Genomic DNA, 17,197 nt, shown 5'->3' on the forward strand with positions numbered 1-17,197 from the left:
CTTGCCATTGTGCTGGTTAAAAGCTACCGTACGCGCGAGGCTGGAGAGCAAGCTGCCGCTTTGCTGGCTGAGGATGGCTTGGTCTTGAGCTTGCAGAACGGACTTGGCAACCTTGATGCGCTGGCAAGCATTCCCGCGCTCTCAGGGCAAATTCTGGCGCAAGGTGTGACTACTATAGGGGCGGCGCAGATTGCGGGTGGGCATATCCGCTTCAACGGGGCGGGGCATACCTCCCTTCCCATTCTGGAAAGCGCGGCAAGCAATTGGCGGTTGGAATGGTTCGGTGACAAGCTCAAGCAATTGGGCTTATCGGTCAGCTTTAGCGGCGAGTTAGAGAGCCTTGTATGGGGCAAGCTGTTGATAAATTGCTCCGGGAATGCCATTTCTGCGATTCTGGATTTCTCGAATGAGCAATTTTTAGCTAACACCCATGCTTGGGAAATCGCCACGCAAGTTGTACACGAGGTAGCGGGGTTGGCGCAACTCAAGGGCATTGTGCTGCCCTATTCTGACCCTGAAGTCGAATTTCGGCGCATTATCACGCTTAACCGCGCTAATGTTTCTTCGCTGTGCCAAAGCCTACGCAAGGGGCAAACTACCGAAATAGAGGCGTTGAACGGTGCGGTAGTAGCGGAAGCCGAGCGGTTGGGCTACCCTGTTCCGGTCAATCGGCTTTTAACCCAACTGGTACGGGCTTTGGAAGCGAAGCAGCGGTTTGGTGGCTAAGTGTAGAAATGCTAATTCCTAACTTGACATAACTCAATACTAACTAGGTGAGAATCACCTCTCTATACATGTGAGAAATTGCACAAATCTGTGAAATGTCGAATCAGGTAGTTGAAAAGCTGATTAGAGCGCATTTTAGCAATTGACCACCTCCTTTCCATTAATTATAATAGCGGGTAGATGTGTTAGTATCATTCGTCTGCTTTACTATGTTCTGATGCCAAACCGCGATTGGCTTTGATATAATAGGAACATTTATCACTCTTCTTAATCCCTGCTTATGGGGTTTACAAATTGAGACACGAACAACGTTGTTTTAGGTTAAGGCTGCTGCGCGGGCGCAAGCCGCTTAATGAAGGAGGATTTACCGGATGAGCGACATCAAATCCGAGGCTACTGACCATGTATTAAATGAATTGCGGGTCTTTACCCCTTCTCAAGAAGTGGTGGACAACGCCAATATTATGGCTTACATGAACTCTAAGGGTTACACCGATTTCCACGAATTCCACAAATGGTCTGTTGAAAATCGGTTCGAGTTCTGGAACGATATGGCGAATGAGCTTCACTGGTTCAAGAAGTGGGAAAACACCTTTGAATGGACTCAGCAGCCCTTCTTCCGCTGGTTCACCGAAGGCAAATTTAACATCGTTTATAACTGCCTCGACCGCCATATTGGAACCCCGGTAGAAAATAAAGTGGCTTATTACTGGGAAGGCGATAACGGCGACACTCGCACTCTTACCTACAAAGACCTGTACCAGCAGGTGAATCGCTTCGCTGCCGGTCTTCAGAAACTGGGCGTTAAGAAGGGCGATCGGGTTGGTATTTACCTACCTGCCGTACCGGAACAAGCGATAGCTTTGTTGGCGGTAGCGCGTTTGGGCGCGGTTCACTCGGTGGTATTCGCAGGATTCGCTGCTCACGCTTTGCGAGACCGTTGCGTGGATGCCGAAGCCAAGCTCATTATTACTGCCGATGGTAACTATCGCGGCGGCAAGTTGGTTGATCTGAAGAAGACCGCCGATGAAGCGGCTGCCGAAGTGCCTACTCTTGAGCATGTGGTGGTGTACAAACGTCTTGGCACTGAAGTTCCTATGACGGAAGGGCGCGATATTTGGTGGCACGACCTCGTTGCCGACATTCCCGAAGATGTGGTTGTACCTTGCGAGGAGATGGACAGCGAAGATATGCTGTATATCCTCTACACCAGCGGTAGCACCGGCAAGCCCAAAGGCGTTGTACACGTACACGGCGGCTATGCAGTGGGCGTTTACGCTACCATGAAGTTCACCTTCGATGTTAAGCCGGAGGATGTGTTCTGGTGTACTGCCGATGCTGGCTGGGTAACTGGTCATAGCTACCTGCTGTATGGACCGCTCATGACTGGCGCCACTAGCGTCTATTTTGAAGGTATTCCCACCTACCCCAACCCGGATCGGTTCTGGGAAGTTTGCGCCAAATACAAGGTATCCATCTTCTACACCGCTCCTACCGCGATTCGCAGCTTAATGCGCTTTGGTGATGAGTGGCCCAAGAAGCACGATCTTAGCAGCCTGCGTTTGCTCGGTTCGGTGGGTGAGCCTATCAACCCCGAAGCATGGATTTGGTATCGCGAGGTAATCGGGCGAAATGAACTGCCGATTATGGATACTTGGTGGCAGACTGAAACTGGCGCTCACATGATTACCCCTAACGTGACTTTGCCTCTGAAACCCGGCAGCGCGACTTGGCCCTTCCCCACCATTGAAGCTGATGTGGTGGATAAGGACGGTAGCTCGGTTGGACACGAAAAGGGCGGACTCTTGGTTATTCGTCACCCGTGGCCTAGCCAAATGCGTACTATCTTCCGCGATGCTGCTCGATACGAAACCTACTGGAATACTATTCCGGGCGTTTACTTCGCCGGTGATGCGGTACATCGTGACAACGATGGCTATTACTGGATTCAAGGTCGGGTGGATGATGTAATCAAGGTTAGCGGTCACCGCCTCGGCTCGATGGAAATCGAATCCAGCTTGGTAAGTCACCCGGCGGTAGCAGAAGCGGCGGCAATCGGCAAGCCCGACCCGATGAAGGGCGAGCATGTTAAAGTGTTCGTAATTCTGAAGAACGGATACGAAGCCTCTCCCGAAATGGAGAAGGAACTGAAACTGCATGTTCGCAGCAACGTAGGACCCGTTGCAGTACCGGACGAACTTGAATTCGTGCCTTCGCTGCCCAAGACTCGTTCCGGCAAGATTATGCGCCGTGTTATCCGCGCTAAGGAACTGGGCGAGCCAATCGGCGACATCAGCACCTTGGATAACTAATTCTCGAAGAATTAATAAGGGCGGGGGTACAATATCCCTCGCCCTTATTTTATTTCTCCTCTAACTGCTTATTTGCTGGTAATATGGGGGGGTATTTATCAGGCTTTTTTGACGGTGCTGCCAATAATTCTTTTTGCCAATAAATGACAGTGTATAGACTTGATTTCCTTTTTCGTCATCCAATTTACCCCAACGAGCGGGGCTAGGTCCTCGTCAATTTCGGCTTGAAGCCCTTGCAAATCCGCAATGGAGATAGGAAAGCCGTTGTATTCGAAGGGTTGTAACTCTCCGGGGCGCGTAAGTTCCTGATAAATCCTTTCTGCAAGTAGGAGTTCTAGTTTATCTGCCATAGACTTTTCCTTTGCCGGGATTAACCACCCGGTTAGGTGTTAAAGATTGATTAACGCACTTTTGATAGAAACTTTTTGTAGTGAATTTCGTCTTTAGAGTAATGGTGGATAACTAGAGTGCAACTGACTTTCGCGCTTTTCTCTGCTGCAAAATAATATGCTAGTACAAAGGTGAAGACTTGAATTTGTTTGAGCTATAATTATATTTATAACATTGAAATATATTTATTACAATATCAAAAGATAATTTTCGGGTTAGAAGGCTGCTACATAAGCGCAGATTTGAAGCTTAGTAAGGCAACTCAACTTCAAATGGAAAGCCTATCTGGACTACGCGCTGTGTTAGATAAACCGAATTATCTATTAAGGTTGTAACATACGCCGCTTGCTCGTTGACTTGCGCTATTTCTAGATAACCCCCGCTTCCGAACAATGCAATAATTTCTCCCTTTTGCGCTATACCATAAGTTTCGCGAATACCTGTGGCTAAAAGCTGACCGGGAACAGATATACGTGCATAAGTAATAAGTGCCTTTTGACCTAAATGGGAAAGATGTTCGCGCCTGATATTGCTTATGACATTGCCGAAATGGTCGATATGTAGCACGCGCCCCTTGAGAATTTTTTTATTATCGGGTGCGGTATGCCATTCTGGCAAGAGGTTTTCCAGCCTTACGAGTTCTGAGGAGTCGAGTAGCGCACCTAGATGCTCAAATGATTCGCCTCTCGAAAGAAAAGCTGCTACCGGAGCAAAAATATCACGCCCATGAAAGGTTTTGCTGATTTCAGAAAGCTGGAAAGCTGGGTTATTTAACTCTCGCACTTCTAACTCTGCATAATTATTGAAGATATATGAAAAAAGTCCATTGTCCGGTCCGATAAAGTAGCCGACTTCCGGTATTTTGATAACAATTGCCCGGCGATTTGTGCCTACACCCGGATCAACCACTGCTATATGAATAGTACCGGGCGCGAAGTGCCGATGGGCATTAAAGACGTGATACGCTCCGTTCAGGATATTTTGCGGGACTACTTCATGAGTCAAGTCTATTACGGTAGCTTGCGGGTTGATAGCATGAATTACCCCTTTCATCATGCCCACATAGCCATCAAGCGTACCGAAATCGGTGGTAAGAGTTATTAGCGCCATAACGCTAAGCTCTTATAAAGTGCAATTGCTGGAAACGTTGACGCATAACGATTACATCTGACTTCACGCTCTCCGGCGTTTCTCCTTTGACCAGCACTCGATTGATGAGTTGCGCCAATTCGGGCATATCTTGAGGCTTGAAGCCCCAACGGGTAATTTCCTGAGTGCCGATGCGAATCGCATTAAAATCATTTGGGAGTTCCGGTAAAGGTAAACCGATACCGCTGGTAAGTATATTTGCTCTTTCAAGGTGGCGTGAGGCAGTTGTGCCTCCACCATAAACTGCCGCTTGGATTGCCACATGATGCGACATAGTAAAGCCGCGCCCCTTCGCGCTGTGAACCGGCGCGTTTCCTGCTGCCAATTCCTCAGCCAGTTTCTGGGCATTCGCAATACAGGTGCGAGCATATTCCTTTCCAAATTCCAGTATATCTGATGCAGCTACCACCAGAGTAGCGGTACGACTCAGGTCGAAGTTGGCGGTTAAGCCGGGATAAGCTATTTTGTCCAACCGCTCTGCCAGTTTAGAAGAATTGGTTAGCACCAGACCGCCTGCAGGACCTCCGAAAGATTTATAAGTGGAACAGGTCATCAGGTGTGCGCCCTCTGCCAGAGGTTGCTGAAACTCGTCACCTGCAATAATACCTGAGAGGTGTGCCGCATCAAACATCAACCACGCCCCAACGTTATCAGCTATAGCCCGAACTTCCTTTACCGGATAGGGGAATAATGCAAGGCTACCACCCAGAATGATAAGTTTTGGTTTGATACGATACGCTTCTGTTTCCAATTTTTCCAAATCAACTGCCATTCGTTCGCTGTCAAAAGGAATGTCGTGAACATCCAGCCCGTATAAGCCTGCCGCACCCGGTGTGTGGTGTGTGACATGCCCTGCGGCGGCGTTTGAAAGCGCCATAATCCTATCGCCCGGATTAGTACAAGCCATATAAGCGTAAAGGTTAGCAAGTGAGCCGCTTCCCACTCTAAATTCAACAAAATCACATTTAAAGATACGCCGGAGAATTTCAACCGCCATTATTTCCAGTTGTTCAGCATACTGTAGCCCGGTTTCATACTTATCACCGGGATAACCGAGGCTGGGACGGCTTCCCACGCTGGCAGCTTGAAAGCGTGCAGCGCGTGGGTTCATGATGTTTGTACCGGCGTACAGGCTGATACACTCATAATCCATAAAACTTGCATGCTTTTCTAGCATTTGCTCAACCTCAGACTCAAAGCCTGTGGGCGAGATATTACGGTAGAGTAAGGCATATTTATTGTAAAACTCTTGAGATTCTGGAGAAACCCACGGGCGATTGTAGTCCATAGCGGCTAACCTTTCTGATGAGTTGAATTTGGAAAATGCTACTATTCTGCGAGGGCTTTGTCAAGAAATTTGCTGAGAGTATGAATTCATAGATACAGTAAGAAGTTAAGAAAATTGAAGTTCTGCCAAACACTGCCTACTCTCACATGCCGTAAAATAAGTTAGGCTTTAACGTGACAGAGATGACTAGTCTTTAAAAGCAAAATTGCTACACGAATTTTAATTCATATTGAATTTTATAGGTTTGATTATTATGGTATAATAGCTCGGATTGCAAGCATAGCTGTGAGCATTATTTTTTTGGTCTGAAATATAAGCTGAATTTTGTCTATTAATTAACGTTACACCAAACTTTCTAGAGATACGGATTATATAGGTGAAGAGAAAACCAAAAAATATTTTAGTTGGGTCTAGCCTTGCTATTATATTAATTTTCTTTGCTAATCTATTGCCCGTAACCGCAGCAAGTCCTGAAAATGGATTTTCGCACCTCGCAGAAATTGCAGCAGCAGTTAATGTTCGTAACCCTCGCCAATTCCAGTATTATAACCAAACAGGGCATAGTGTAAGCGGTCCGATATTGCGATATTATCGAAGTACCGGCGGAATTACCCGTCACGGTTATCCCATTACTGAACTCTTTTTGCGAGATGGGCGTTATTTCCAGTATTTTGAGCGTAGTGTTCTGGAGTTTCATCCGGATTACAGTGATACACCCCAAGAAGTTACCCCCTTACCCTTATTTGAAGCCGATAATATTAATAATAATGCGACAGTTCCAGTTTTTGAAAGCACAACCGAGCGTTGGTATTTCCCGGAAACTTCACATAGCATGTCGGGGGAGTTCTTGTCTTTCTGGCGAAATAATGGAGATCGCCTATCTCTTGGTCTGCCTTTGAGCGAACCTTTTGAAGAAACGCAGCCAGACGATTCTAAACTACTGGTGCAATACTTTGAGTATGCCAAACTCGAATATCACCCGGATTCTGATGGGGTTCAAATTGCCCATTCCGGGCTAAAAAGAGCAGAGGCTGAGCTTGAACCGCAGTTTCTTGTCACTGCCCCTTTGGCGCGTTTGACTGAACAACGCCAAATAAGAATACCCTCGTTAATGTTCCATTATGTCCGAACGGTGGATCGCAAAAAGGATTTGCTAGGCTATCGTCTTTCGGTAACTCCCGAAACTTTTGATAAATATTTGGACTGGCTCAAGGATAACGGCTACCATACTGTTACGCTTGAGCAAGTAATGGATTCGCTTAAATATGGGGTTCAATTACCCGAAAAAGCTGTTAACCTGCGCTTTGATGATGGGCATTCCGATATGTGGACAGCCTATCTTGCCTTAAAGCAGCGTGGAATGACCGCTACGTTCTATGTCATTACACAACGGCTTGAGCTATTGCCGGAACAATGGCGTGAGATTGACCAAGCCGGTTTTGAAGTTGCTCCACATACCCGAACTCACCCGGATTTGCGTACTGTACGCGATTTAAATTCGGAAATAAATGGCAGCAAGCAAGACCTAGAAGCTATGCTCGGGCATCCAACCCGCACTTTTTCTTATCCTTATGGTAAATATAGTGACGCTATTATCAAATCTGTTACCGATAGCGGTTTTGAAATGGCGGTTACCACTGATGGGGGATATAATTTCTTCTTGAATAATATGTACAAGCAGCCTACGATAAGTGTTACCGGAGACGACACCATGCAGGATTTTATCAATAAAGTAAAAGTCGGAACTCGCTGATTTACCGCAATCACACCATCTTTTTTCTGCAAGAGTTATCCCCACATTTATCCACTAAAAATATTTAGATATGCACAGCTTATCCACCGACCATTAGTTTTATTCCACAAATTGCGGGAAAAACCAGCTTTCATATAAATTCATGTGTGCCAAGCAGTAAACGGCAAAAGATTCGCCAGTTTTTTCAAAGACTGCTAAAATAAGCTCATATTTACCCAATCAAGTTGATTCTCCGTTGTATATGGCTACAAGTTTTCTTATCCCAAAGTTTCCTCTAACTACCCGAATTACTTAAATAAGGAGCAATTAAAAAAATGAGCAATGTGGCTAAAATCGGAACACCCCTCAATGAATTGGGTGATAATGAAGCGGTTATTGTTAGTTCAGTAAGAACCCCGGTAGGGCGTGCCAGTAAAGGCTCACTAAAAGATATGCGTGCCGATGACCTTGCCGCAATTGCAATCAAGGGAGCGGTGGAGCGTGTACTCGGATTAGATAAAGCCGATATTGAGGATGTAATTCTCGGATGTGCTATGCCGGAAGGCGAACAAGGTTTGAATGTTGCCCGTTGCGCTGCTATTCTCGCCGGATTGCCCGATGTAGTGCCGGGTGTAACAGTGAATCGCTTTTGCGCCAGCGGCTTGCAAGCTATTACTTTTGCGGCTCAACAAATTATGCTTGGCATCGGTGATGTGTACGTGGCGGGTGGCGTAGAATGTACCAGCCGTGTACCTATGGGGGGTTTGAATCCTAGCTTTAACCGAAAACTGGTCGGTAAAACTCCTCCTTTTCCTAACGTCTATATACCGATGGGGTTAACTGCCGAAAACGTAGCGCGTCGTTTTGAAGTATCCCGCCAGATACAGGATGAATTTGCGCTTGCCAGCCATATGAAGGCAGCACGGGCGCAAAAAGAGGGCTATTTTGATGCCGAAATTATCCCTGTTACTAATCCCGATGGTTCGGTAGTTACTAAAGATGATGGACCTAGGGCGGACACTACCTTGCAAAAGCTGGCTGAATTAAAGCCTGTTTTTATCGCGGGCGGTTCGGTTACAGCCGGGAACAGCAGCCCTTTGAATGATGGTGCAGCTGCTACGGTTTTGATGAGTATGCGTAAGGCTCGTGAGCTTGGTTTGAAGCCATTAGCAAGAATAGTAAGCTTTGCTGTATCTGGATTAGAGCCGGAAATAATGGGAATTGGTCCTGTCTCGGCTGTTACGAAATTACTCAGCCGTGTTGGCTTGAAAATAGAAGATATTGATATAGTAGAATTGAACGAGGCGTTTGCGGTTCAAGCATACGAAGTTTGCCGCCAATTAAAAATTGATATAGATTTGCAACTCAACCCGAAAGGCGGGGCGATTGCGCTAGGGCATCCTCTGGGTTGTAGCGGGGCGCGTATTATGGCTACGCTGGTTAACGATTTGCATCAGTTTGACAAGCATATCGGAATTGAAACTATGTGCGTAGGGGGCGGGCAAGGCTACGCCACGCTGGTCGAAAGATTGAACTAGCAACTATATCAAGGAGAATACGATGCTTGAAATAAAGAAAGTGGCAGTGCTGGGGTCAGGCGTGATGGGCAGCGGTATTGCCGCTCACCTTGCAAACGCCGGTATCTCATCGTTGATGCTGGACATTGTGCCGGATAAATTAACCTCTGATGAGGAGAAGCGTGGGTTAAAACTTAACGACCTATCTGTTAGAAACAGGTTTGCCAATTTGGGTTTGCAAAACGCGCTAAAATCCAACCCTGCCGCCTTTTTTGTACCAAAAGGGGCTGCTTTGGTCACTACTGGCAATTTTGAGGATGACTGGTCAAAGCTTGCCGAATGCGATTGGATAATCGAGGTAGTGGTTGAGCGACTTGACATAAAAAAGCAAGTCTTTAAAAGAGTGGCAGAAATAGCCCGCCCTGATGCCATTATCAGTTCAAATACTAGCGGTATTTCTATTCGGGCGATGGCGGAAGACTTGCCCCTAGAATTTCAGAAACGCTTTATGGTGACGCACTTTTTCAACCCGGTGCGTTACATGAAGTTACTCGAAATTGTGCCGCATCCAAATTCCAACCCTTTGCTAATCGAGTTTGTGCGCCGATTTGGTGAGGATACGCTCGGTAAGGGGGTAATTATCTGCAAGGATACTCCCAACTTTATAGGCAATCGCATCGGGATTTACGGTATGATGTCCACCTTGAAACGCATGTCGCAGAATAACCTACGAGTAGAAGAGGTGGACGCAATATTAGGACGCGCCAGCGGACGACCCAAGAGCGCGGCTTTTCGCACCAGCGATTTGGTAGGACTCGATACCAGTTTGCACGTAGCTCGTAATGTGTATGATAACGCCCCAGACGACCCAGAGCGCAATCTTTTTCTAATACCGGATTGGGTTCAGCAAATGGCAGATAAACGTTGGCTTGGCGACAAAACCGGGCAGGGCTTTTACAAAAAAGTAAAGGATGAGAAAGGCAAATCCGCGATTCTGTCCTTGAACTCCCAGACTCTGGAATATGAACCGCAATTGGAAACCCCTCTTGCCGATACCAAACTTGCTGAGGCAGCGCGGCGCAGTGACCCGCGTAAACGCCTTGAGACGCTTGCCTATCTGGATGACCGAGCCGGTAAATTCGGGTGGGCGGCGCTGGCGGATACGTTGCTTTATACAGCCAAAATCGCGCCGCAGATTGCCGATGACATACAAACGATTGATCAAGCGATGAAGTGGGGTTATAACTGGGATTTGGGGATTTTTGAGTCTTGGGACGCAATCGGACCGCTCAAAAGTATCCAGAAAATGAGAGCGGAAGGGCGCGAAATCCCTCAATGGTTGGTTGATTTTACTAATCGAGGGCAGGATTACTTCTATATAGAGCAAAATGGGCGCAAGCACATGTGGGATTTCAAAGAGGGGCGTTATGTGGCTGCTCCAGAACGTACCGACTTGATTAGCCTTGCGCGGTTGAAGAAGGATAAGGCGAATATTTTGCGCTCCAATGATAGCGCCAGCCTGATTGACCTTGGTGATGGTGTTTTGTGTCTTGAATTTACCAGCAAAATGAATACCATTGATGCTGAAATGGCACAATTGGGTATGTGGTCGCTTACTAAGCTCAATAATGATAGCAAATGGAAAGGGTTGGTTATTGGCAACGAAGGCAGCGATTTCTGCGCCGGAGCAAACCTATTTTTAGTTGTAATGGGAGCAAATAGCGGCGAATTTGGTCAGATTGAGCAAGCGGTTAAAGCTACTCAGGATTGGTGCATGGCTATCAAGTATTCGCAGAAACCTGTGGTAGTTGCTCCATTTGGCAGAACGCTCGGCGGTGGCTGCGAAATCACTATGGCGGGAGCGCGGGTACGCGCCTATGCCGAAACCTACATTGGGCAGGTTGAAGTTGGTCCCGGTTTGATTCCGGGTGCGGGCGGCAATAAAGAGTTGCTCATTCGTAATATTGAGCGCATGCGCGGAATGGGTGGCACCTTCCCGCTAGTGCAGAAAACCTTTGAAGCAATCTCCTATGCAAAAGTCAGTACCAGCGCGGAGGATGCTCGTTCCATTGGTTTTTTGCGTAAAACCGACCGAATTACCCTAAACAAAGAACGCTTGATTTCAGACGCTAAAGCAGATGTGTTGGAATTGGCAAATCAAGAGGGCGGCTACAAACCGCCCCAACCGTTTAGCTTCAAATTACCGGGGGAGGGCGGCTACCTCGCGGGTGAGCAATTAATTGAAGGGCTGGAAATGACCAAAGCTATCAGTGAACACGATGGGGTTATAGCCCGAAAATTGTTGCATGTGCTTACCGGGGGTAGTGAGGCAAGCCCGGTGCGAGAAGTTAGCGAACAGTATTTGCTAGACCTTGAGCGGGAAGCCTTTATAGAACTTTGCAAGCTGCCAAAAACACAGGGACGAATGCAACATATCCTTATGAAGGGCAAACCCTTGCGAAACTAAAGAACCAAGTGACCAACATTACGAGCCATCATATTCGGTGTGATGGCTTTTTTGTTAAAATCTATTGCCGATGATTTTGTAATAATAAAGCAACTAAATATAAACCGCGATTTTTATTCTGGTAAAATGGCGCATCTGTTTAATCCCAGTCTTAATCCTGCAAAATAAATGATTTACAAAAACCTTCTGTTTTTCCGGTCTGATATTACCGATTTTAAAACAGAAGGTTTTCATTTCAGGGCTTTCGCTACAGAGGCGATTTCAGGCAATGGATATAAGCCCCTTGCCTCAAAGCTTTTCAGCTAGTCGCTGTTTCTGCCGCTGTACCGCTTGCTTTCCAGAATTGCCCCAAGCGCATTTACCAACCCTGCGCCGTAAGCTTCACGGTCAGAGATGGCTTTGCCGCCAAGGTGGCAATATCCGGTAGGGCAAGGCAAGCCAGTTAGGTCACCAGCAGACGTGTCGGTAGCGCTCAATGGTTGCGTGGTGTTACCCTCAACTTCTGTTGCGCCAGCTTTAACTGCTGCTACTAGTTTGGCAGGATTGTGCCTGATAGATGGGTTGTAGCTTGCCGTCAGCGCAATAACGGCTGAGACATGCGGCGTAGCCATTGAAGTTCCCTGAATGGTAGAGTAACACTCATTCTGGTAGAAATTTGGGTTATCAATCCAATCGCAGGGAATTTGCGTTGCCCAGTTTGAAGTGATGCTGAAATCTTCCCATGCGGTTGTACCATCAGCGGTAGTTACGGGATAACCCGGTGTACCACCTCCATCATAATTCGGCAAATTGAACTTACGCGCGCCTCCGGGAGCGGCAATATCAATACGAGACCCGTAATTGCTGTAGTAAGTAAGTTGATTCTTCTTCCCAGCCCCAGCTGGCTGGTGCGAGTCGCTTGTCGGTTTGCAAACAGCGTTAGGATAAGTAGTGCTTCCAGTCGGGCAGGAAGCAGACGATTTATTAACTAGGTTGCCGGTTGCTGAAACATCTACCACATGCTTAATACCGCCGGGAACCTCATATAGACCATAGTAGTCATAAAAATTACCGACACTAGTACCGGGTGTAGTTAGTGGCCCGTGGCTAAGGACTTTGCCACCCTCTCCAATCCGAAGATGTTCGTTTCCGGCGGCAGCAACAATAACGGTTCCTTTTTGCCAAGCGTATTCGACTACATCTTCGTAGGCTTTATATATAGCATCCTGCTCTGGGTCGCTGCGATCCAGATAGCCCCCGAAGGAGATGCTCACCACATCAATTCCATGATCAGCAGCATAGAGGAAAGCGTTTAGAATTGATGAGTCATATGCGGAGCCACACCACTCGGAAATTTTTAGAGCAACAAGTTTTGTATTTGGGGCAATCCCGTTAATACCCTTCCCGTCCAAAGCTCCGGCTATATTGCCGCCAATCCAAGAACCGTGTCCGTTCCAATCACCATTTACAGGGGCAATATTGGCAGGGACACCGAAATAGGCAGGCAAATCCGAGTCGGAAAGATCATAGTAGTCTTTGCAAAGTGTAGGATCGGTTAAATTCACTACGTCTAACACCTGACTGGCTAATTCACTGTGGGTATAATCCAGACCAGTATCGGCAACTCCTACTATAACCGAGGGTTTACCGGTCGTGTATTTCCAAGCTTCTTGAGTATGGATGCGATCAAGGTTCCACATCAAACCGGGTAATGAGGAAGCCGGATCAAGTGAAATACGAGTTCTTTCAGGCAATTTACCCTGCTTAAGAGCGGTAACAGTTTGCATACCTTCAGGCTGAATTAGAGTCCGCACTTGGTCTTTGGCAAGGCTTTCCAAATGCAAGCTGCCGGATAGCTGGACTTGCGAATCGGCAGAAGCTTGCACCACTAAAGTGTTTAGCTCCGGTAAATCTGTCACAATTGTTGCTCCAGATTTTGTAGCCTCATTCCGTAGCTCATTATAATCTGCTGCACTCTTCGCTTTGGCTATATAGCGACCAGACTGACCTTTAGCCACTGCTGCTGCTGGCGTAATTGTGAAGCTTGCTGTCAATAAAAGTGAAAGCATTATCCAAACAGATAATGATAAACCCAACTTTTTCGATGTCACACGAAACCTCCCGTATTGCTAAAATTAAACACAAAAGCCAAAATGGCGATATGGGTTATTGCTTTATTGTAAGAGTTTTAGCCATTCTTAATTTCTTAATATGGAAATTAATTTGGGTAAAACAATACAAGAAGCAGTAGGAGTAAAATCAAAAACTGCCTTAAGTGAATGCAATATTAAATAGGCATAAATTTTAGCTGAGCAAAAACTATCTTGTTACCAGTGTTAGGAGAGAACTCCTACCAAAAGAACAGAACAAAAAAAAGTTGCTAATAGCTCATGTTAGTAAGCGGCGAACTTAAATAATTTTATTGGCTTGTTGTAGTAAATTTTGAAGTAGCGAAAGTTTATAGCGATTTCCTGCTCAAAGTATTAACTTAATTTAATCATAGCATCTAAAGGTTGTCAAGGCATCTAATCTAAAGTTCTAAAGATTCAGGGCGATTCATAGAATAACTCTTTTAGCCATTTGCAAAACCAATCTTTTTGCCGCTTGTAAAATTATAGATATTGCAGCAAGCTCACATTGTTAAATAATCGCCCTAAATTGACCTGCATATCCGCTTGAAATTTTCCGGCATATGTGGTATTCTTCTTCTCGCCTTAAAAAATCTGATGTGCAATGCCGAGATAGCTCAGTTGGTAGAGCATGCGACTGAAAATCGCAGGGTCACCAGTTCAAGTCTGGTTCTCGGCATCATTTTTTTTATAGCTGGTTCACTCTGTAATTATGTGCCTCTCCCCTAGACCCATTTTAGTTCAATTTGGCTGAATAGTAACGAAAATTATCCCTCTACATATAAAACCGTTTCACGATAAGGTTAATATATTGTGAATAAGGTAAAAATAAGGTAAAATAAATTCTCGCCTCAATATGTTAGAGGACTAAAATTCTGTAATTTCTACATATTAATCTAGCCCAAGAATTTTTTGTCAAAGCGACTAGGTTTTTTGCATCTTGTGGTATGTTCTCTTTATGAATGGTATTCCCGAACTTAAAATGGGGGAAAAGGATTACAAGTTGCGTTACAAATTTAAATTAGGTTTTTCTTTAGTAATATTAATGTTGCTAAGTATTATCATAGCAGCTTGTGGCGATAGCCCTACCGCTACCAGCGTTGCCACTACGAACGTGACTACCGCTGCCGCTACAACTACCGTAGCGAAGACCCCTGCTGCTTCTGCTACGACTACCGCTGCATCCACAACTACTGCTGTAGCGAAGACCACTAGCGCTACAACCGCGGTAGCCACTACCGCAGCAGCAACCAGACCTGCTCCAGACCCGGCTGGGAAAGCCGAACCCGAACTTCTGGAAATTATTACTACCTATAGCAAAACCAGCGGCACCGCCGATGAGAAATTGAAGGCAGCCACCGATTTTGCCAGCTCCATTGACGTGATTGACGAAAGTCACGAACTCTATTTCGAGCTAACCCTCACCAAAGGGGCTAACGAACAGCCCGTAACCGATTTGCTAAAGGCGATGGGTGGTACGGTGGAGGATGTCGCCGATGCTGGAGGTGTTAAAATAGCGTTGGTTACTGTTCAGGTCAAGCAATTCGTGACCTACACGCAACCCACCACTGGCGACAACTTCATTCGCGCGCTGGGTTCGCTCAAAGAAGTGAGTTTGATTAACCTGCCAGTTGACGAGAGTACCCAAGAGTTGCGGTCTTTACCCAGTAACTTGGATGCCCTGACTATGCTTGCCACCACCTCTAAAAACGAGGGTGTCAAAGCAATGGGCGTGGACACATGGCACGCGGCGGGTTTCAATGGTACCGGGGTGAAAATCGGCATTATTGATAGTGGCTACCAGTTTGCCGACCAGCTAAAAACGCAGGGTTTCTTGCCTAACGATTTTCAGGTGATGGACTTTGCACAGAAGTTGTTAAGCGAAAATAGCTTAGATAATGGGGTACACGGTTCCGCCGTTTCCGAGATTATATATTCGGTTGCGCCGGGCGCGAAGCTGTTTCCCACCTCTATCAAAGGCACCGGGGCTGAGTTCTCCGAAGCCATTGATTATCTAGTTTCTCAACAAGTTGACATAATCTCTATTTCTATGGGTAACAATAGCTCTTCCGAGGATGGCAACAGCCCACTGAGCAAAAAGGTTGAGCAAGTACGCAAGGATAAGGGTATCCTGTTCTTCTTGGCTTCGGGAAATGAGGGTACCGAGCATTACGGCGGTAAGTTCAACCCGGACTCGAACGGCTACCACCAGTGGCAACCGGGCATTACCCGGATGGCTCTCGGCAATCCGACCGCTAATCCTCTTGCCAGCAACGTAATTATGCGTTGGGACCAATTCTTAGATGGTGGTCCTAACCCGACTGCCACTGACCTAGATTTGATTATCGAGGACGCGCAGGGCAAGGTTTTAGCCTCCAGTGAGTCTGACCAGCGGGAACGCCAACCGCTTGAGCATTTGAGCTTGAATTTGCCTGCTAACACGCTGCTCTACATTCGCGCGAAGTTGAAAGCCGGAACACCCGCTCCGACCAAACCTTTCAACTTGCATGTGTTCCTGACCGGGGGACTCTCTCCGCAGATTCTCACGCCCACCCAGACTGTCGGTTCCCAAGCCGATTCCCGCGGTGCGATTGCGGTAGGCGCGATTGACCCGCCGGAAGGCAACGAGATTGGTAGTTACAGCAGCCAAGGTCCTCTGAGTGATGGACGTAATAAACCGGACATCTCTGGACCTGCCGGTGTTAGTAGCGCGGCGTATCAAGCCAAAGGTCAGGCGGAGGCTCGTTTCCCCGGTACTAGCGCCGCTACGCCTAACGTTTCGTCCATGACTGCCGTGCTGAAAAGCGCCAACCTGACTCTGACCCCGGACGAGCTTACGCAGGTGTTGTTCGAGAGCGCCATTAAGCCAACAGGCTCATCTAGTAGTGGTCCCGACCCGGTCTATGGTTATGGTAAAGCCAGTTTGTCGAACCTGACACCCGGTTCGGTAAAGCCAAAGGGAACTCTACAGCAGCCTACGCCGAACCTTGACCCGCAGTTCCAGTACAAGAATCCGAACTATTTACCAGCGCCGACTGCTGATACTCCCGGTTCTGCCCCAGCGACAACTGCGGCAGTAGGTGGAACACCTACTATTAATACGATAGAGGTTGATCCGGCTGTTCAGGCAACTCTAGTTCTCAAGGCTGGTACGGTGACTAGTTCGCTTGTACAGGTGTCAACCTATGATGCGGAGACTTTGTTTCCTTCGTTAGAAAAGGCGTTGTTGGCGCAGGGTTATAAGTTTGCGCTACCGGGCAATACTAAGCCTCTGAAGCAGAGCGTTTTTACCATTGCTCTTTATACGCTGGCTGGTTCGCCTGATATACTGCTGCAAGCGATTGATCTTCCAGAAGATCCTTCCACTTTGCTTACGATGTCAAACTATCCTGGTATGTCACCAGAAGCCTATCAGAAGTATATGGGTCAACTGAAGGGGCAGAAGACGATATTGGTTGTGTTCTACGGTAGCGACTTAGCTAAAAACTTTGGCGGTTAATACCACCCT

General features: G+C 46.9%; 10 protein-coding genes and 1 tRNA gene. 7 read left to right on the top strand and 4 right to left on the bottom strand.

Translation table 11 applies throughout. The features are described 5' to 3' along the window. The coding region (locus WCK19_RS06660) for a 2-dehydropantoate 2-reductase (protein WP_342396597.1) at positions 1-726 on the top strand (726 nt) is incomplete at its 5' end. Between the two features lie 371 nt (positions 727-1,097). Next, on the top strand, positions 1,098-3,038 hold the full coding sequence (acs, locus tag WCK19_RS06665; protein ID WP_342396598.1) for an acetate--CoA ligase: 1,941 nt from the start codon (positions 1,098-1,100) through the stop codon (positions 3,036-3,038). 98 nt (positions 3,039-3,136) lie between these two features. Here acs and WCK19_RS06670 read toward each other — a convergent pair whose 3' ends face one another. From WCK19_RS06670 to WCK19_RS06680, 3 genes are all read right to left on the bottom strand, one after another. Beyond that, entirely contained in the window at positions 3,137-3,388 is a 252-nt protein-coding gene (locus WCK19_RS06670; protein WP_342396599.1) for a hypothetical protein, read from the bottom strand. 289 nt (positions 3,389-3,677) lie between these two features. Beyond that, on the bottom strand, positions 3,678-4,538 hold the full coding sequence (locus tag WCK19_RS06675) for an SAM-dependent chlorinase/fluorinase (protein WP_342396600.1): 861 nt from the start codon (positions 4,536-4,538) through the stop codon (positions 3,678-3,680). A gap of 4 nt (positions 4,539-4,542) precedes the next feature. Further along, complete coding sequence (locus WCK19_RS06680) at positions 4,543-5,865, bottom strand: aminotransferase class I/II-fold pyridoxal phosphate-dependent enzyme (RefSeq protein ID WP_342396601.1); 1,323 nt, start codon at positions 5,863-5,865, stop codon at positions 4,543-4,545. A gap of 376 nt (positions 5,866-6,241) precedes the next feature. Between WCK19_RS06680 and WCK19_RS06685 the strand changes: the two genes are divergently transcribed. The 3 genes from WCK19_RS06685 to WCK19_RS06695 all read left to right on the top strand — a co-directional run bounded on the left by WCK19_RS06685 (position 6,242) and on the right by WCK19_RS06695 (position 11,581). After that, a complete protein-coding gene (locus WCK19_RS06685; RefSeq protein ID WP_342396602.1) occupies positions 6,242-7,618 on the top strand; it encodes a polysaccharide deacetylase family protein in 1,377 nt (458 codons plus the stop codon). Positions 7,619-7,932: 314 nt separating this feature from the next. Beyond that, entirely contained in the window at positions 7,933-9,135 is a 1,203-nt protein-coding gene (locus WCK19_RS06690) for a thiolase family protein (RefSeq protein ID WP_342396603.1), read from the top strand. A 22-nt stretch (positions 9,136-9,157) separates the two neighbouring features. Then, a complete protein-coding gene (locus WCK19_RS06695; RefSeq protein ID WP_342396604.1) occupies positions 9,158-11,581 on the top strand; it encodes a 3-hydroxyacyl-CoA dehydrogenase/enoyl-CoA hydratase family protein in 2,424 nt (807 codons plus the stop codon). Positions 11,582-11,883: 302 nt separating this feature from the next. Here the strand turns inward: WCK19_RS06695 and WCK19_RS06700 are convergent, their stop codons facing one another. Further along, a complete protein-coding gene (locus WCK19_RS06700; protein ID WP_342396605.1) occupies positions 11,884-13,671 on the bottom strand; it encodes a S8 family serine peptidase in 1,788 nt (595 codons plus the stop codon). Between the two features lie 624 nt (positions 13,672-14,295). Here WCK19_RS06700 and WCK19_RS06705 point away from each other — a divergent pair. Continuing rightward, positions 14,296-14,368 (top strand) — tRNA-Phe (locus WCK19_RS06705). 279 nt (positions 14,369-14,647) lie between these two features. Further along, on the top strand, positions 14,648-17,188 hold the full coding sequence (locus WCK19_RS06710; RefSeq protein ID WP_342396606.1) for a S8 family serine peptidase: 2,541 nt from the start codon (positions 14,648-14,650) through the stop codon (positions 17,186-17,188). Positions 17,189-17,197: the final 9 nt, after the last annotated feature.

Source organism: Candidatus Chlorohelix sp. (assembly GCF_037138995.1).
Classification (GTDB): Bacteria; Chloroflexota; Chloroflexia; order Chloroheliales; family Chloroheliaceae; genus Chlorohelix.